This is a genomic window from Staphylococcus caeli (genome assembly GCF_900097965.1).
Classification (GTDB): domain Bacteria; phylum Bacillota; class Bacilli; order Staphylococcales; family Staphylococcaceae; genus Staphylococcus; species Staphylococcus caeli.
On sequence record NZ_FMPG01000022.1, the window covers coordinates 1 to 19463 of the forward strand.

The window sequence follows — 19463 nt, forward strand, 5'->3', positions numbered from 1 at the left end:
CAAAATGTTATTAATCTGTGAGTGTTCTTTCGAACACTAGCGATTATTTCTTTTTGAATTCAAAGCTTGTTTAAAAACTCTAATTCACTCGGTTTTGCTTGGTAAAATCATAAATTTTACTTACTTATCTAGTTTTCAATGTACAAAATGTTGCAATGAATACTCCAATGAGCATTCAAAACTGAATACAATATGTCAATGTTATTCCTGCATCTTCGTAAGAAGATGTTCCGAATATATCCTTAGAAAGGAGGTGATCCAGCCGCACCTTCCGATACGGCTACCTTGTTACGACTTCACCCCAATCATTTGTCCCACCTTCGACGGCTAGCTCCATAAATGGTTACTCCACCGGCTTCGGGTGTTACAAACTCTCGTGGTGTGACGGGCGGTGTGTACAAGACCCGGGAACGTATTCACCGTAGCATGCTGATCTACGATTACTAGCGATTCCAGCTTCATGTAGTCGAGTTGCAGACTACAATCCGAACTGAGAACAACTTTATGGGATTTGCATGACCTCGCGGTTTAGCTGCCCTTTGTATTGTCCATTGTAGCACGTGTGTAGCCCAAATCATAAGGGGCATGATGATTTGACGTCATCCCCACCTTCCTCCGGTTTGTCACCGGCAGTCAACTTAGAGTGCCCAACTTAATGATGGCAACTAAGCTTAAGGGTTGCGCTCGTTGCGGGACTTAACCCAACATCTCACGACACGAGCTGACGACAACCATGCACCACCTGTCACTTTGTCCCCCGAAGGGGAAAGCTCTATCTCTAGAGTTTTCAAAGGATGTCAAGATTTGGTAAGGTTCTTCGCGTTGCTTCGAATTAAACCACATGCTCCACCGCTTGTGCGGGTCCCCGTCAATTCCTTTGAGTTTCAACCTTGCGGTCGTACTCCCCAGGCGGAGTGCTTAATGCGTTAGCTGCAGCACTAAGGGGCGGAAACCCCCTAACACTTAGCACTCATCGTTTACGGCGTGGACTACCAGGGTATCTAATCCTGTTTGATCCCCACGCTTTCGCACATCAGCGTCAGTTACAGACCAGAAAGTCGCCTTCGCCACTGGTGTTCCTCCATATCTCTGCGCATTTCACCGCTACACATGGAATTCCACTTTCCTCTTCTGCACTCAAGTTTCCCAGTTTCCAATGACCCTCCACGGTTGAGCCGTGGGCTTTCACATCAGACTTAAGAAACCGCCTACGCGCGCTTTACGCCCAATAATTCCGGATAACGCTTGCCACCTACGTATTACCGCGGCTGCTGGCACGTAGTTAGCCGTGGCTTTCTGATTAGGTACCGTCAAGACGTGCACAGTTACTTACACATTTGTTCTTCCCTAATAACAGAGTTTTACGAGCCGAAACCCTTCATCACTCACGCGGCGTTGCTCCGTCAGGCTTTCGCCCATTGCGGAAGATTCCCTACTGCTGCCTCCCGTAGGAGTCTGGACCGTGTCTCAGTTCCAGTGTGGCCGATCACCCTCTCAGGTCGGCTACGTATCGTCGCCTTGGTAAGCCGTTACCTTACCAACTAGCTAATACGGCGCGGGTCCATCTATAAGTGATAGCAAAACCATCTTTCACTTTAGAACCATGCGGTTCCAAATGTTATCCGGTATTAGCTCCGGTTTCCCGAAGTTATCCCAGTCTTATAGGTAGGTTACCCACGTGTTACTCACCCGTCCGCCGCTAACTTCAAAGGAGCAAGCTCCTTATCTGTTCGCTCGACTTGCATGTATTAGGCACGCCGCCAGCGTTCATCCTGAGCCAGGATCAAACTCTCCATAAATGAATTATGATGTTTGATTAGCTCATAAAATACTAATTTGTGTTATCTCTAACACTTGTTTTGAACCAACAATTTAATGTTGCGTTCGGAATTAACGTTGACATATTGCAATTCAGTTTTCAATGTTCATTAAAATTTTTATTGGAGCGGGTGATGGGAATCGAACCCACAACATCAGCTTGGAAGGCTGAGGTTTTGCCATTAAACTACACCCGCTTATTAAATTAAGTATTTTGATGCGGCCGAGAGGATTTGAACCTCCACGGGAATACTCCCACTAGGCCCTCAACCTAGCGCGTCTGCCGTTCCGCCACGGCCGCTTAGCAAAACGGTCATTCACTTCGTCGTTTATTAAGTAACACATAACATTGTAATGTGTTTTTAATGTAATGTCAATAACTTTTTAAAATGATTTTAACAAAATTAACTTTGTCTTAAAGAAACTATCTATTAATTTCGCAACGTTTAATATCATATAATATATTTAACTACGCGTCAACAAAAATAACCAACAAAATAATGTAATTTAACAACTTATAACCGTATTACACACATTTTCCCTAATCAATACTCATTTAAATCAAAAATAGCGCATGATTTTGAAAAATCCATTCAAAATCATGCGCTATTAAAAGTAATATTTTATAAATCTGGTTTAACTTCAACTAACTTCCCCTTACATCGACCACAAACCATTTTAGCAGTATTAACTTTCCTAATTCTAGGAAATTCGAAACCGCATTGCTTACATTGATAAATATATTTAATACGATCTTCATACTTTTCAATTGCCGAACAGAATCTAGGAGCTCCCGTCTGCTGACTGAGCCGTTTAAAGTCTTGGTCTTTATGTTTATAACCTTTACCTTGTATGTGTAAATGATAATGGCACAACTCATGTTTAATAATATCAATAACAGCAGATTCTCCGTATTTATTGAATTGTTTGTTATTAACTTCTATATTATGTGAATTCAGTAAATATCTGCCTCCCGTTGTTCTTAAACGCTTATTAAAATAAGCTCTATGTTCAAACGGTCTATCAAAATATCTGATTGATATTGATTCAGTTAGTTTTTGCAAACTTTCATCATTCATTAGGATCAATCATTGTTAATGATACTTTTCCTTTTTTATCATCAATATCTAATATCCAAACGTCAACAATATCTCCTACGCTGACAATGTCCATTGGATTTTTCACAAATTTCTTAGATAACTTGGAAACATGTACGAGTCCATCTTGTTTTACACCAATATCAACAAAGGCTCCAAAATCTACAACATTGCGAACTGTACCACTTAATTTCATATTTTTCTTTAAATCTTCAATAGATAATACATCTGATTTTAATAATGGTGTTTCAAATTCATCACGTGGATCTCTATTTGGTGTGATTAAAGATTTAATTATGTCTTCTAATGTTGGTTCTCCGAGATCTAATTTTTCTGCCATGCTAGCAATATCCATTTGATTTAACGCTAATTTTAGCTCATCTGTACCTAAATCTGCAGCAGTCATTTCAATTTCTGAAAGTAATGCATAAGTAGCTTTGTAACTTTCTGGGTGAATGGATGTATTATCTAATGGTTCTTTACCATCAACAATTCTCATAAAACCAATACTTTGTTCAAACGTCTTAGCACCTAGTCGTTTAACTTTAGCGATTTCCTTATTATGGGTAATTGCGCCATTTTCTTCTCTATAATCAATAATGTTTTGAGCTATGGATGGTGTTAAACCTGCTACGTATTGTAGCAATGAACGTGATGCAGTATTTACATCTACACCCACTTGGTTTACCGCCGTTTCAACAACAAATGATAGTGCTCCTTCTAAAGCTTTCTGATTTACATCGTGTTGATATTGACCAACACCGATTGATTTAGGATCAATTTTCACAAGTTCACTTAATGGATCTTGCACTCTTCTCCCAATAGATACTGCACTTCGTTCTTCAACTTGAAAATTCGGAAATTCACTACGTGCAACTTCTGAGGCTGAGTATACAGAGGCTCCTGCTTCATTCACAATAATAAACTGTACATTGAGATTGTGTTTTTGAATCATCCCAGCAACAAATTGTTCAGTTTCTCTACTAGCTGTACCGTTCCCAATTGCAATCAATTCCACATCATATTCTTTAACAAATTTCACAAATGTATTTTCAGCATCTGCAACTTTGTTTACCGGTGGATGAGGATACATCACGCCTTTAGCAACAAATGTGCCAAATGGATTTATCACAGCAAGTTTGCATCCTGTTCTAAATGCAGGGTCCACACCTAGAATTTGTTTGCCTTTCATTGGTGGTTGTAATAATAAATTTCTTAAATTTTCACTAAACACATCAATTGCATGATTTTCAGCTTTTTCAGTTAAGTCACCCCTGATTTCTCTCTCAATGGATGGCATGATTAACCTTTTCAAACTATCTTTTATGGCCGCTTCAATCACCTCTGTGCCTTCATGTTGTGATTGAATTTCTTTTTTTCGAATAAAATGTTCGACCCCTTGTGTATCCATTTCGATTTTTACAGTAATAACCTTTTCCTTTTCTCCACGGTTTACAGCTAAGACTCTATGATTTGCTACCTTTTTCACTGGTTCTGAATAATCATAGTACATTGAAAATATTTCTTTCTCATCTTCAGCATTCTTTTTCTTTTGTGTCACCAATTGACCTTGTTGGAATGTATCTTGCAGTACTTTACTTCTATACTTAGGCTCATCTGAGATTAATTCCGCAATGATATCTTGCGCACCTTTAACAGCTTCTTCAATACTCGTTACTTCTTCTGTTAAAAATTGTTGTGCCTTCACATCAACAGATTCGTCAATGGTAGTTTGTTGCAACCATTTTGCTAGAGGTTCTAATCCTTTTCTCTTCGCTTCCGTCGCCCTCGTTTTCTTTTTCTGTTTAAACGGTCTATATAAATCTTCTACTCTTTGCAATTTCGTTTGTTTTAAAATGTCTGCTTTTAAGTCTGCCGTTAACAGTCCTTGTTCCTCTATGTTATGTATAACTTCTTCTTTTCTTTTTTGAAGGTTAACCATATATTGATATTCATCATCAATTTGTTTAATTTCAACTTCATCTAAACCGCCCGTTTGTTCTTTTCTATAACGTGCAATAAATGGAACTGTATTTTTCTCTTCTAATAGAGATAAGACAGCATTAATTTGTTTTGTTGTAAAATTATATTTATTCCTAATTGATTCGATTAAATTACTATCCATGAAATCCTCCGCTCGCATTATTCTGTAAATTTTTATTTCACCTTATTTATTTTAACATAATTAGTCGTATTCACTATTTTGAATACATCAATGATAAAAGCAGAATCCCAAAAATATGGAACCCTGCTTACACTTATGTTCTATTTGTTTGCAGCTTCCTGCAATTTTTTTATCGCTGTTCTTTGCAATCGAGAAACATGCATTTGACTTAGCCCAATGCGTTCTCCTGTTTCTTTCTGACTCAATCCTTCAATGAATGTACACTGAATAATTTGTCTTTCTCGTTCAGTTAATATCGGCAATATTTTCTCCAATATCATTCGTTTTTCTGTTAAATCGTAGTTATCATCTTGTTGGCCCATGATATCTAGCAACGTAACTGTAGAACCATCTTTATCCGCTTCAATGGAATGATCAACACTAAGCGCATTATAACTTTGGCCCATTTCCATAGCCTCTAGTACATCTTCTTCATTTACTTCTAATCGTTCAGCAATCTCAGTAATTGAAGGAGACCGCTCTAACTCATTCGTTAATTCATCTGTGACTTTTTTAATACGTGGCCCGATTTCTTTTATTCTTCTAGGTACATGGACACTCCACGTTTTATCACGTAAATAACGCTTTATCTCACCAATTACAGTTGGTACTAAAAAGGCTTCAAACTTTCTATCAAAGGCTAAGTCAAATCGATTGATTGCACCGATTAACCCTACCATACCAACCTGAACAAGGTCTTCATGATGAGATTGACCTTTAGAATATTTATATGCCAAGGATTCGATTAACTTTCTATAATGTTTAACAAGTTTATCCTGCGCATCACTATTTTCGTTATTCTGATGTTGCATAATCCATTGGTTTATTTGTTCAGGTGATACATCATTAACTGATTTCGACTCTTTCGCCATTATTTCGCACCTGCTCTTTTTTAATATACTTTATCATACTGATTGTCACGCCAGATTGTTTGTCGACTGTGACTTCGTCCATTAAAGATTCAATTAAAAACAGTCCTAGACCGCCCTCTCTTAAGAAGTCTATGCTTTCATTTTCTTTATATGGTCCCAATTGTGCTTTTGTTTCTTCATAATCGAAACTTTCACCCTGATCAGAAATGATAATTTTAATTCTATCTTCAAATATTTCAAAACATAGATTAATCATACCTACATCGGTTGGATCATCTTTGTATGCATGTTTTACTGCATTCGTTACGGCTTCACTTACTGCTATTTTTGCGTCTTCTATTTCATCATATGATGCACCTGCACGTGAAAAGACTCCAGATAATGTTAAACGAATCAAACTGACGTATTCTGCAGATGCTGGCAAACGCATTTCAATATAATCTTGTTTATGTTGCATGTTATTCGACCTCCGTTCCTTCATTAACATGCATCAAATCTTTTAATCCAGTAATATCAAACAAACGTCCAATGCGATCTGAAACACCTAATATATATAATTCTTTATCATTTTGGTTTAATGCTTTTAAAGTGCCTACAAATAGTCCTAACCCAGTTGAATCCATGTAACTCACATTTTCTAAATTCACATAGATATCGTGCGTACCTTCCTGTCTCATAGGAACAAGGACTTCTTCTAATTCAGGAACTGTATAAACATCCAGTTCACCACCAACTTTCACCTCATAATGTGAATCATGAGTCACAGTTTCAATATTAAGGTTCATAACATTACACTCCTAATCATAGTCTCATTAATAATTTTTATACCCTTAAATTTTAAATTTAAATCTTAACTATTAAAATTAATTTACACGCTTAATAATCAATATTGTAAGATCATCCCTTTTATCAGGATTCTGGATTTTTAAAATAGCTTCATACAATAATTGTACGATATCTTGCGGATGCATATGTTTATATTTATGAATCATATCCAGTAGGTATTGTTTATCCAGGAAATCGCCCGCTTCATTTCTGACTTCTGTAACACCATCTGTAAATATAATCACTAAATCATCTACATAAATCGGAATTTCTTGTTGCTTATATCGCGTTTGTTGACTGACACCAAGCACTCTACCACGAACATTTATTTCTTCAAAATCTTCAGTTTCTGCGCGATAAACATATCCTGGCTCATGTCCAGCTGAACTACAATACAGTAAATGATTGAGCTCTTCATATAAGCCGTAGAACATTGTTACAAACATATTTTGATTCACATTCTTTTCTACTACGCGATTTAGCCTTTTCAAGCCATCACTCGGTAATTGTGAATGTCCATAAGAATCCATGCCAAATTTAATCATACTCATAGCCAGTGCAGCTGGTATGCCTTTACCTATTACGTCTGCTACAGCAAAACTCATCGTACCATCTTTGTGGTCAATCAGGTTAAAATAATCTCCACTCACTTTTTGTGCAGCTACTGAAATCACACCAATTTGGATGCTATCAAATTGTGGAATATCAGTCTTTAACATTGTTTGTTGCAATCGTGATGCTAAATCTATTTCTTTATCATGATATTGCATACGGTCTACAAGTTGTTTATAGTCCTTGTAACTATACCCAAAACCTTTAACTATCTCTTTTAATACACTAAATGTTTTCAATATTTGTGTTTCATCTAACTTTAAAACTTTAATGTAATCTTTATGTATTTGTACAATATCTTCTGGCAATAAATCTTTTTTTATAACTTCTTCAGTAAATCCTTCACACTTGTTTATTAAATCACTTGTATCTTCTGTGTGTAAACTCTCGTCAATGAGCGCTTTATATTGATTTTTGAATGCTTCCACGCGATAATTCCTCCTCAAAATGCAAATATAAATCGCATACATTTGATATAACATATAGCTATGTTTGTATGTATGTTAATTTCATAGTCATAATTCATGCACTTTTCATCTCTACTACTTGCTCATATTATGTTTAAATTACTTAAATATCTAAAAAAGCTTTAGGAGACCCTAAAGCTTTTAAATTAGACATTGTTTTCCAATGTGCAACCATCGCTTAAAATTTAAATTTTAAGCAATTTGTGTTTATCACAATTTTGAATGGTTGTTGCATGCTATAGAGCATGGATGTCTATAACTCACTATTTAATTTACTTATGTTGTAAAACCTTGGCTAATCAGGACTTATGATTTCTAATATTATGTAATCCTAAACTTATATCTAGGGCAAGGTTAACTTCTTTCATTTTTTTATCTGAAAGGTATGTTAATTTTTCTTTCAATCTATTTTTATCCAATGTTCTAATCTGTTCTAATAATATGACAGAGTCTTTATCTAATTTATACTTACTTTTTTCTATTTCTACATGTGTAGGAATTTTAGCTTTATTTATCCTACCGGTAATTGCTGCCACAATCACGGTAGGACTATATTTATTACCAGTATCATTTTGTATGATAACGACAGGTCTTATTCCCCCTTGTTCAGACCCTTGAACCGGTGATAAATCAGCTAAATATACGTCGCCCCTTCTCATCATTCATTATTATTCTTAGAGCTAATGTAGACTTCATTGCAATCACAAGCTTCACACTCAAAAGGAAATGCTTCTGCTGCAAGGGAGAGGTTCAAGTCGGCCATTTGAGAGTAGCCTTCTTTTAATAACTGTTCAATGCTATGATTTCTACTTTGATTAAAACTTGCCATGAATAAAGACCTCCATGTGACTAAAATATAATATGTCGAGATTGGTTGTTAGCCTTATCATAACAAATTTTCAAAGGAGTGACTATACTATTTCAGTAATTCATTGCGAATTTCTAGGTCTTCAGACCCATGATAAATTCTAGGAAGTCTTCTACTCAATCGACATAACACTTCATAATTAATTGTTTGTTGTTGCTGTGCCAACGCTTCTACAGCTTGAGGACTATCACTATGATGGTCCATGATAATGACTTTATCACCTGCTTGGATTGATTCTGGCACTTTAATAATAATTTGATCCATACATACTTTACCAATTACTTCACATTGATTGCCGTTAACGTTTACGGAAAAACCTCGCATCAATCGAGGATAGCCATCTGCATACCCAACCGGTATTATTCCTATTTTAGTAGGTTCTTCTGCTGTAAATACACTTCCATAACTCACAGATTCACCAGGCTGTAACATTTTAGTTTGTACAATTTCACTAATCCATTGAGCACTGGGCTTCAAATGTACTTTAACATTAGATTGAACATACTCGCTTGGGTAATATCCATAAAGCGAAATGCCTATGCGAACTGCATTACAAAATTGCGTATCTTTCATTAAAGCGCCGGCTGAATTCTGAGAGTGTATATAGTTAGGTTGATCTGCTTGTGACACTATTCTTTCAAATTGAGCTTGTTGTTGATTCATAGATTCACCAGGTTCGTCAGCACATGCAAAATGTGTAAATACACCTTCGAAAATTAAATGTTCATGTTTCTGAATAAGGTCGATGACCGCCTTGTATTCGTCAACGGATTTGATACCCAATCTTCCCATTCCAGTATCGATTTTAAGATGTAACCATAAATCTTTTTCATTAGACTCTGATATTTCTTGAATTGCTTGTTGTAACCACACTTTAGATGGCACAGTTATAGCAATGCGATGTTGAATGGCCTTACTGATACTATCAGTTGGAATAACACCTAGCACTAAAATTTTCGCTGTGATGCCGTGCATACGTAGTTCAATCGCCTCATCTAGAGTTGCAACAGCAAAAAATTCTGCGCCATTTTCCATGAGTTGACGTGCAATTTTAATACTTCCCAAACCATAACCATTCGCTTTCACTACTGGCATGACTGTTTTATGTGGATGTAACTTTTGAAAAACTTGAAAATTTGACACTATGGCATTCAAATCTACGTTAACATAGGTAGATCTATAATATTTATCGGACATTAAGGCAATACCTCCTATAGTAAAGCGAAACTGAGACAAAAATAGATGTCTCTGATTCTTGTTCAATTAGACAGTTAATGACTGAATAGAATATCAGCTTATATCCAGTTCTAGTCATTCTTGCCAGCGTAGGACTAGGCAATCTCTATTAGAGCATTTGATTTCTATCTCACTTTCTAATTTTATAATATTCTTAAAAAGATATCCAAATTATCGCTTTTTCGTGCGATGTTTATACTTCTAGCACAACTTGACACATTGCATAATGTTCCGTATGCGAGATACTTACATGTACAATGTATCCATCAAAATTAATACAGGGTTTACCATTACTATCGTTCCAACAATTAATATCATTAAAAGCAATTGTTTTTCCTAAACCTGTACCTAGAGCTTTACTAAATGCTTCTTTACTTGCGAATCTACCAGCAAGAAATTCCATTTTCCGTTGTTCATGTTTAAATTGATAGAATGTTTGCTGCTCCTGTGGTGACAATATTCGTTCAACAAGTTTATCACCTTGCCTTTGATAAAGTTGCTTTATTCTTTCAATTTCAATCAAATCAACACCTATACCATATATCATGCGCTTCACCTCACCAATATCCAACAAATACCTTTTACTAATTATTCACCGTTCATCTCTGAATCATTATCATTTACTATTTCTGAATCTCCATTTTTAATATACGCTTTTAAACTGGCTGCAATTTCTTTATCTATGAGTTTAATATTTGTATTACCACCTGCAGTAGATAAAGTTAAGCTCGCTAGCTTATATTTTCTCATTAACAAACCTTCGTGCGTATCAACGTTTTGGATTCTAAATAATGGAATACGTACTACTTTCACGAAAAACAAACCACTTCTAACTGTTATCTCGTTATTTTCAAGTTTGTACTTAAATATTTTATATTTATATGTTGGAATTACGATGATGGCTAACACAATATAAATCAAGATAATTGCAATGCTAATCACAATTACCCATTTTTGAGATTCACTAGATAACAATTCCAACAATAATGCATTCACCACAAAAAATGCAGTTAATATTAAACATAAAATGACCATTGTAATCACTGCTGAAATACGCATGACTGTCTTTCCTGAAGCGTGCATATATCTATAATTATTGATGATGATCACCCCTTAAATACCAAGATTGAAGCATATCAACATGCTGTTTCGGATTAAACTTCAAACCTATCGCTTCATTACCAGCAGCTTTCGCTATTATAAAGTTAAAGTTTGCTAAATCGCTTTTAATTAAAAATGGATTACGTCTAACTTCCATTCCTAAAATTTTATCTTGTTTAAAATATGAATTTTTAAAGCCGAATAATGTTACATTGCGTACTACAAGTTCGTCTTCATTCATTTTCAAACCGGAATATTTTATTACTAAGTAACTACGGATAATTAAAAGTAATATTAAAATACCTGCAATTAAAAATACCCATGGCTGCCAAAAATGATTGATAATAGCAGCAATAATTATTAATACGACACTAGGCTGCCAAAAATATCTGTGAAAGCCACTCCAAGGCATGCCTTCTTTTGCATCTTCAAATTTCATATTTGGCATCAATCCTGCAATAATTTCATATGCTTTTTCACGTTTAATAAACGGCAAAATCATTACATTTCCATTTAGTGTTACATCCTCTCCGTCTAGGCCATCCATATCACTTGTTATAACAAAATGTAACGAGGTATAGCCAAATAACTTTCTTAAAAATGATTGTTTCTCAACAACTGCTTGCACACGATCTGTAGGTACAGTAATACTTTTAACATTAAATAATCCATATTTAATATTCAATTGATTCCCATTTTTAATAACTGTGTAGTTGAAATTACGGATAATAACAATAAGCGTACCTACAATGTAACTGATGAGTATTATGACAGAAATTGTAAGTAAAACGATCACAGAAATCGCTTGTGATATTTGTGAAAATTCATCCGTAAACCAATGCCACGGTATGACATCAGAAAGGCCTCCAATAATTGGAGAAAGTGTGGCAAAGGCAACACCAATTGCACCGCTTGTTAGTGCCATGAGTAGTAATTCTTTAAAGTTAAGTTTGTATAAGGAAACAGATTGTGGTTCTGATTTTATATTTGTAACTGTATCGGACACTTCGTTTTGATTTTCCAATTGAATATCCGCCTGATTATGTTCAACTGATAACTCACTTTGCTTTTCTTTTATTGTTTTTTGAATAAAATCACTTTGTTTTTTCGATACTGTATCTAATTCTAAACCATCACTTGGTGTTTTAATTTGTAAATTCACACCACCAACGATTTGATTGACGATGCCTTGTGATGTGTCTAAAGTTTGTATTCGACGAATATTCAATTCTTTACGTTCTTTTGTAAAAATGCCAGTTGCCAATATAAAGTGATCATTTTCAATCCAATAACGCGTATTATAAACTTTCAAAACTTGTGCTATAAATGAAAACAGAAAGAAAATAGTAATAATTCCTGGAAAGATATAAGCATAAATATTAGTGTAATCAAAATCTCTAATATTAAATACAAAGAAGATGATAATCAGAACAATATTCTGCTTAATCGCTTCTATAATACCTGTTACATAAGAAATTGGGTGTAATTTTTGAGGACTATACATCAAAATCAGCTCCTCTCAAATAATCGAACGTCGTTGATTCAAATGTCTCAGCATCTTCAGTATGCATGAGTGGGAAAGTTACATGATGACCAGCAGTCACTAATGATAATTTAACCAATGATAATTTCTTAAGCATAGGATTATATTTTTGTTCTATAAATTGTGTTCTTTCAAATTTGACAATTTCTTGTTTTTTGAAGAAAAAATCGCGCTTAATTTCGATATAATCTTTATTCACGCGATAATATGTATAATTATATTTAATCCACGGCCCAATCAAAGCATATAATAAATCCAATATTAACAGACCTATAAATATATATATTAAAAAATGCCACCAATGAAAGTGACTCCATAAAAATATTAATACGATAGTAACGATCAAATTCACTATAAATTCTAGTCCTTCTACTAAATAATAATATTTTTTAGCTTGTATCGGACTTTTCTTTAATAGCTGGTCGTTTTCCATAAACACACTCCTCTATTAAGATTTCTTCAATTATAACATAGGCAATCTATTCACTACATCCCTACTAATAGACTGTATATGCAAATTCTATGTTTTTATATATTGTGATGACATAAAAAAATCACCCCAAATAATTGGGATGATTAAACCTAAACTTCATATATGATAAATGACTTTATTTCTTATGGTCTGCGAAAGTGCGACCTTTCATTGATTGTTTGTTGTTTTTTCTATCAGAAGAAGGTCTATCATTTTTCTTCTTGTTGAAACCGCCTTTTCCAGAACGACGATTTTTGTTATCAAACTTGCCGCCACCACGTTTGTGATTGCCGCCACGTTTATGATTACCGCCTTTACCTTGGCGTCCTTTACCACGAGATAAAGGTTTTTCGAATGTTAATTGAACATCAACTTCATCGTTTGATTCAACTAATTCTTGTAATAATGCTGCTACTAAATTCACATCATCATACTCTTCAATTAATTCTTTAGCGATGCGTTGTAGTCTTGGTTCGTTATCTCTTGACATCCAATTTTGAACTTTACCCTTAATGTCGTTTTCACGCGCTTTAAGTACCTCTTTACGATGTGGTGGTCTTAAAGCAGTCATTTGACGTTTGTTTGCTTGTTCAATTTGACGGATATAGTCCATTTCAATTGGATTTACAAATGTAATTGCGACACCTTTTTTACCAGCACGTCCAGTACGTCCAATTCTGTGTGTATAACTTTCGGTATCTTGTGGAATATCAAAGTTATACACATGACTCACACCAGAAATATCAAGTCCTCTAGCAGCAACATCTGTTGCAACTAAGATATCAAGTTGATCGTTTTTGAATTTTTTCAATACTTCTAAACGTTTCGCTTGAGTAATATCCCCGTGTAAACCTTCAGCTTTGTATCCTTTTGAAATTAACGCACTTGTTAATTCGTCGACACGACGTTTTGTACGACCAAACACGATTGCAAGTTCTGGTTGATGTACATCTATAAAGCTAGTAAATGTATCGAATTTTTCCAATTCTTTAACGATTGTATAAAATTCTTCGATTTGTGGATCTGACATTTCATTATTCATTGTCTTAACAATAACTGGTGATTTCATGAATTGTTGTACCAATGATTGAATTGCTTTAGGCATCGTTGCTGAGAACAACATAGTTTGACGTTGTTCAGCAGGAATCTTATCCATGATAAATCTCATATCATCGATGAATCCCATGTTCATCATTTCATCCGCTTCATCTAAAATAAGCGTATGAATGTCATTTGTTTTCAAAGTACGACGATTCAAGTGATCAATGACACGGCCTGGTGTACCTACAACAATTTGTGGTCCTTTTTTAAGTGCCTTGATTTGGCGATCTATCGGCATACCACCAAATACTGTAACAACTTGGATACGTTGTCCTTTAGCAAATGCTTTTAATGATTCAGCAACTTGCATTGCTAATTCTCTTGTTGGTGCAAGGATTAGTGATTGTACGCCTTCTTTATCAGCGACTTTTTCAATTAATGGTATACCAAACGCACCTGTTTTACCTGTACCTGTTTGTGCTTGACCAAGAACATCTTTACCTTCTAAGGCAAGAGGGATACTCTCTTTTTGAATAGGAGTGGCCTCATCGAACCCCATAGCTTGTAGGGTTTCTGCCAACTTATCTGAGATCCCTAATTCTTTAAAATTTTGCAATATAATTCTCCTTTATTTATCTGTATTTCTATACATATATGTTCACTTAAGTTTCTTCAACTTCTTTATAGTACCACCTCAAGTGTATAATCGCAATAAACCAAATTGGATTAAATGGCGTGAATCACTCGTATTCCCTATTTTTAAATATTACTAAACCACTGAAACATATAGGTTGTAAGCGTTTAATTATAATTGTTAGTGATTCTATTTATAATCTGAAAAAAATTTGTTACTTAGCTTTTTCAGTTAATTGATAGATTGTTTTTCTTGAAAGTAACGAATTTCTTTTTTTAAATTAAATGATATCCTTATTAAGTATTTAATCTAAAGTAATCTAATATGATCAATCATTTTACATAGCGCAAATATCAAAAAAGGAGCAAGTTAGAATCCAAAAATAATTTGGATACTTTAACTTACTCCCTATCTTTAAGCTGATTCAATTTGTGCATCTCAGTTCATAACGGTTAAATCAATGCATTTACAACGTCTTCTAACTTCATACCTCTAGAACCTTTGATTAAAATTTTATCTTCTGGTTGTAAAACTGATTTTAATGTATCAATGAGTACATCTTTATCTTCAAAATGACTTGCTTGTTCAACAAATTCTTTACCAGTTTCGCTAATATATTTTGATGATTCACCATAGGTAAACAATACTTCAATACCTTTATCGGCTAAATACTGTCCTACACTTTCATGCATCATCTGGCTATCTGGACCGAGCTCTAGCACATCTCCTAACACAAGGATTTTTCTCCCTTGCATACCAGATAATGTATCAATGGCTGCTTTCATACTAGTAGGGCTCGCATTATAGGCATCATTAATGACTAATTGATTATTACGTGTATGATGTTGTTCCATTCGCATACCAGTTAATGTAACTAGGCGTAAATTCTCAAAAATTGTCTTATAGTCTAAGTTCAATCTCTTACCAACAGCGATTGCAATTGTGGCGTTTTTCATATTATGCTCACCAAGAATCGGTAACTCATAACGCTCATCCCCATTTATATAGAAGGAAATGCCTTCATCCGCAATTATATCAATAGTACTGACGAGTGTATTTTTAGGTTTTTTTCCGATACTTACTAAATCGACATTGTCCAATCCATTTACATGTGGTTCTAATAGTGGTTCATCACCATCGTATATAAACAAACCACCTTTTTTCAATCCAATTGTTATTTCAGACTTTGCTTTTGCGATACCTTCTCTCGAGCCCAAATCTTGCATATGGGATTCACCAATATTAGTGATGATTGCAATATCTGGTTGCGCTAAATTTGAGAGTAATTCAATTTCATGAAATCCAGACATACCCATTTCTAAAATTGATATTTCTGTATCAATGTCTAACTCCAAAATCGTTAATGGTAAACCTATTTCATTATTATAATTTCCTTGTGTTTTTTTCACTTTAAATTGTGGCTTTAAAACACTTTCAATCATATCTTTAGTTGTAGTTTTACCATTTGAACCAGTAACTGCTACCACTTGAGGATTCACATATGCTAAATATGCTTGCGCAAGTTGCTGTAAAGCTATTAATGTATCGTCAACCCAAATGATTGGACCTGAAACCGCCTCATCTAAAGGGACGCCTTTTTGATAAAATGCTGCACCAGCACCATCTTTTAAAGCTTGAGCCACGTATTTGTGACCATCCACGTGTTCTCCTTTAAATGGAATAAATAAATTTTGATTATTAATTTCGCGTGAATCAATAGAAACACCTTTTATCCCGTAATCCATATATTCATTTTCAATTTCACACGGAATCCATGTTTTAATTTGTTCTAACGTTACTTCGATCATTATTTATTCGCCTCAGTCAATTTTGTATTTATTTTGCTTTTTATCATTATGTTTTTCTTTAGCTAATTCAATTAGTTTTTTAATTAATTCAGAATAAGAAACGCCCATATTTTCCCACAGACTTGGGTACATACTGAATGCTGTAAAGCCTGGCATTGCATTTGTTTCATTTATGAAGATTTGATTATCTTCAGTAACGAAGAAATCGGCACGTAATAAACCTGAACAGTCAGTCGCTTTAAAGGCTTCAACAGCCATATTTCTTAGTGTCATTTGAACATCTTCATCTAAATCAGCTGGTATATCTAATTTAATCTTACCGTCTTTGTATTTCGCTTTATAATCGTAAAATGCTACATCTTTAATGACTTCGCCAGGCCACGTTGTTTCTGGATAATCATTACCAAGTACTGCAACTTCAATTTCACGTGCTACAATCCCTTGTTCAATAACCAATTTACGGTCAAATTGGAATGCTTCTGCAATACCTGTTTTAAGTTCTTCTTCATTATTACATTTGCTGATACCCACACTTGAACCTAAGTTAGCTGGTTTTACAAAAACTGGAAATTCTAGTTTGTCATGCACTAATTTTAAAATATTGCTTTCATATTTCTGATATTCACTTCTTAAAAAGCTGACATATGGTAATTGTGGCAAACCTCTATGTGCAAACAATTGTTTCATTACTAATTTATCCATTGAACTTGAGGCAGCTAAAACACCATTACCTACATACGGTATATCTAACACTTCAAATAAACCTTGAATCGTACCATCTTCTCCATTAGGCCCGTGTAATAATGGGAATACTGCACTATAGGCATGTCCTGAGCTTCCAACACTAAGTAACGTTGAAATTTCGCCCGCTTCAATTTCTGGTAATCGTAACGAGTCTATATCATTAATTGTGTCTACGATGTTTTCTTTCTTTTTCCATGCACCATCATTCGTTATGTAGATAATGTCTACTTGATACTGATCTTTATCAATTGCGTTTAAGACATTTTGTGCCGTTAATATAGAAACATCGTGTTCTGCACTTTTTCCTCCGTATACGATACATACATTTTCTTTAGCCATTTTTTAGCCTCCATATACAATTCTTAAACTACATCATATCACGATTTAATATGCTTTTGCATTTGTAAAGTGTATAAAAAACATTTATTTTCAAATTGCATGAAGTGTTAGCAAACTATTTATTTTTAGTGATTTAATCGTATTTTCCTAAAACACCACCCTACTTCTAGCAAAATATGTTAAAGTTCGGTAAAATCAAAATATAATACCAAAGAAAGAGAAATTTAAGTAGTTTAAAGGAGTAAGAAATGAGTACTTCACGTCAATTAAAAAATAATCACTGGGTACGGCGGATAGACTGGATTCTCATAGGTATCCTCGTATTGTTAGCGATTGTAAGTGTTACGATTATCAATTCAGCTATGGGTGGCGGTCAATATAGCGCCAACTTTAGCATCAGGCAAATTTTATATTATATATTAGGTGGTATTATCGCGCTACTAATTATGCTAGTATCTCCTAAGAAACTTATGAAATATACATATTCACTATATTTTATCCTATGTATGGGGTTATTTATTTTAATTATCATACCAGAAACACCGATTACGCCGATTATCAACGGTGCCAAAAGTTGGTATAAATTTGGACCAATCAGTGTACAGCCTTCAGAATTTATGAAAATTGTTTTGATTCTAGCATTAGCCAAATTAATTTCTAGACATAACCAATTTACTTTCAACAAATCTCTGGAAACTGATTTTAAACTATTGTTCAAAATTATCGGTATTTCAATTATTCCAATGGCGTTAATTTTATTACAAAATGACCTTGGAACAACGCTAGTTATCTGTGCAATCATTGTTGGCGTCATGATTGTAAGTGGTATTTCATGGAAAATATTAGCACCATTATTCATTGCTGCAATCGTATTTGCATCTACTATTATTTTATCCATTATTTATAGTCCTTCATTGATTGAAAATACATTAGGAATCAAAACATATCAACTGGGTCGAATTAATTCTTGGCTAGATCCATACACTTATAGTAATGGAGATGGTTATCATTTAACCGAATCATTGAAAGCGATTGGTTCTGGTCAGCTATTTGGTAAAGGATTTAATCATGGTGAAGTATATATACCTGAGAACCACACTGACTTTATTTTTTCTGTCATCGGTGAAGAATTTGGCTTTATTGGTTCAGTGGTTATCATTTTGATATTTTTAGCACTTATTTTCCATTTAGTGCGACTTGCAACTACTAGTGAGTTACCATTCAGTAAATTATTTATCATTGGTTATGCATCACTAATTTTATTCCACGTGTTACAAAACGTCGGAATGACGATACAACTCTTACCAATAACTGGTATCCCATTACCATTTATTAGTTATGGTGGTAGTTCCTTATGGAGTTTAATGTGTGGTATTGGTGTGTTGTTATCTATTACTTATCATCAATCTAAGCAATATTCACCAGATGAAGCATTTATACGTTCTAAAAATTAATTTCATATTAAATGCAAAAAAGAGGTATGCTTCGTTATGGAAGTATACCTCTTTCTAATATATAATTTTTAATTGTGTTCAATAGTAAATTATTAAACATAAAAGGCTGTACACTTTTAACGGTTGGTGAGTAAAATCATCAATCGTTTTTTTATGTTTGAATACAAAAAAAGCACAAATATCTCTATAATTATAAGCGACGAAACCATAATTAAGGAGAGATATCTATGCCGTATACTTATAATAAAACAAATTACCTTGGTTTGAAAGTAGATAATATTTATTTTTCAAATGAATTACCTCAAGAAATATACTACAAATGCATCAAAACACTATTTTATAAAGCTGTTTTAACCTATGATGTTACT

The 19463-nt window shown here is 34.3% G+C and carries 17 protein-coding genes, 2 tRNA genes and 1 rRNA gene; 1 reads left to right on the forward strand and 19 read right to left on the reverse strand.

Translation table 11 applies throughout. The features are described 5' to 3' along the window. Positions 1-246: 246 nt before the first annotated feature. The 19 genes from BJS11_RS12685 to BJS11_RS12775 all read right to left on the reverse strand — a co-directional run bounded on the left by BJS11_RS12685 (position 247) and on the right by BJS11_RS12775 (position 17641). Positions 247-1799, reverse strand: a 16S ribosomal RNA gene (locus BJS11_RS12685). Positions 1800-1941: 142 nt separating this feature from the next. Continuing rightward, positions 1942-2015, reverse strand: a tRNA-Gly gene (locus tag BJS11_RS12690). 21 nt (positions 2016-2036) lie between these two features. Beyond that, positions 2037-2119 (reverse strand) — tRNA-Leu (locus BJS11_RS12695). Positions 2120-2441: 322 nt separating this feature from the next. After that, the gene (locus BJS11_RS12700; protein ID WP_069996635.1) at positions 2442-2897 is read right to left on the reverse strand and encodes a SprT family protein; all 456 of its coding nucleotides are present in this window, start codon (positions 2895-2897) and stop codon (positions 2442-2444) included. Then, the gene (locus tag BJS11_RS12705; protein WP_069996636.1) at positions 2890-5040 is read right to left on the reverse strand and encodes a Tex family protein; all 2151 of its coding nucleotides are present in this window, start codon (positions 5038-5040) and stop codon (positions 2890-2892) included. Before BJS11_RS12705 ends, BJS11_RS12700 begins: the two co-directional genes overlap by 8 nt. Positions 5041-5180: 140 nt before the next feature. Next, positions 5181-5951: an RNA polymerase sigma factor SigB gene (sigB, locus tag BJS11_RS12710; protein WP_069996637.1), complete on the reverse strand. Its 771-nt coding sequence runs from the start codon at positions 5949-5951 to the stop codon at positions 5181-5183. Then, positions 5926-6408, reverse strand: coding sequence for an anti-sigma B factor RsbW (gene rsbW / locus BJS11_RS12715; RefSeq protein ID WP_069996638.1), 483 nt, complete (start codon positions 6406-6408; stop codon positions 5926-5928). Before rsbW ends, sigB begins: the two co-directional genes overlap by 26 nt. A gap of 1 nt (position 6409) precedes the next feature. Next, positions 6410-6736, reverse strand: coding sequence for an anti-sigma factor antagonist (locus BJS11_RS12720; protein ID WP_069996639.1), 327 nt, complete (start codon positions 6734-6736; stop codon positions 6410-6412). 78 nt (positions 6737-6814) lie between these two features. Further along, positions 6815-7858 carry a SpoIIE family protein phosphatase gene (locus BJS11_RS12725; RefSeq protein WP_374699944.1) on the reverse strand — a complete coding sequence of 348 codons (1044 nt, stop codon included), beginning with the start codon at positions 7856-7858 and terminating at the stop codon, positions 6815-6817. Between the two features lie 296 nt (positions 7859-8154). Further along, positions 8155-8517 (reverse strand): type II toxin-antitoxin system PemK/MazF family toxin, encoded by a 363-nt coding sequence (locus BJS11_RS12730; RefSeq protein WP_069996641.1) that lies wholly within the window; start codon positions 8515-8517, stop codon positions 8155-8157. Continuing rightward, positions 8514-8684 carry a type II toxin-antitoxin system antitoxin MazE gene (mazE, locus tag BJS11_RS12735; RefSeq protein WP_017722121.1) on the reverse strand — a complete coding sequence of 57 codons (171 nt, stop codon included), beginning with the start codon at positions 8682-8684 and terminating at the stop codon, positions 8514-8516. Before mazE ends, BJS11_RS12730 begins: the two co-directional genes overlap by 4 nt. Before the next feature lie 87 nt (positions 8685-8771). Next, on the reverse strand, positions 8772-9920 hold the full coding sequence (gene alr, locus BJS11_RS12740; protein ID WP_069996642.1) for an alanine racemase: 1149 nt from the start codon (positions 9918-9920) through the stop codon (positions 8772-8774). Between the two features lie 232 nt (positions 9921-10152). Then, a complete protein-coding gene (acpS, locus tag BJS11_RS12745) occupies positions 10153-10506 on the reverse strand; it encodes a holo-ACP synthase (protein ID WP_069996643.1) in 354 nt (117 codons plus the stop codon). Positions 10507-10547: 41 nt separating this feature from the next. Next, complete coding sequence (locus tag BJS11_RS12750) at positions 10548-11018, reverse strand: PH domain-containing protein (RefSeq protein WP_245167192.1); 471 nt, start codon at positions 11016-11018, stop codon at positions 10548-10550. 34 nt (positions 11019-11052) lie between these two features. Further along, on the reverse strand, positions 11053-12564 hold the full coding sequence (locus BJS11_RS12755; RefSeq protein ID WP_069996644.1) for a PH domain-containing protein: 1512 nt from the start codon (positions 12562-12564) through the stop codon (positions 11053-11055). Continuing rightward, positions 12557-13036 (reverse strand): PH domain-containing protein, encoded by a 480-nt coding sequence (locus BJS11_RS12760; RefSeq protein WP_069996645.1) that lies wholly within the window; start codon positions 13034-13036, stop codon positions 12557-12559. The genes BJS11_RS12755 and BJS11_RS12760 overlap by 8 nt, the downstream gene beginning before the upstream one ends. Before the next feature lie 175 nt (positions 13037-13211). Then, positions 13212-14732: a degradosome RNA helicase CshA gene (cshA, locus tag BJS11_RS12765; RefSeq protein WP_069996646.1), complete on the reverse strand. Its 1521-nt coding sequence runs from the start codon at positions 14730-14732 to the stop codon at positions 13212-13214. Between the two features lie 470 nt (positions 14733-15202). Continuing rightward, on the reverse strand, positions 15203-16558 hold the full coding sequence (locus BJS11_RS12770; RefSeq protein WP_069996647.1) for a UDP-N-acetylmuramoyl-tripeptide--D-alanyl-D-alanine ligase: 1356 nt from the start codon (positions 16556-16558) through the stop codon (positions 15203-15205). Between the two features lie 12 nt (positions 16559-16570). Then, on the reverse strand, positions 16571-17641 hold the full coding sequence (locus BJS11_RS12775) for a D-alanine--D-alanine ligase (protein WP_069996648.1): 1071 nt from the start codon (positions 17639-17641) through the stop codon (positions 16571-16573). A 248-nt stretch (positions 17642-17889) separates the two neighbouring features. Between BJS11_RS12775 and BJS11_RS12780 the strand changes: the two genes are divergently transcribed. Continuing rightward, positions 17890-19095, forward strand: a complete 1206-nt coding sequence (locus tag BJS11_RS12780; RefSeq protein ID WP_069996649.1) for an FtsW/RodA/SpoVE family cell cycle protein — start codon at positions 17890-17892, stop codon at positions 19093-19095. The last annotated feature ends 368 nt before the right edge of the window (positions 19096-19463 follow it).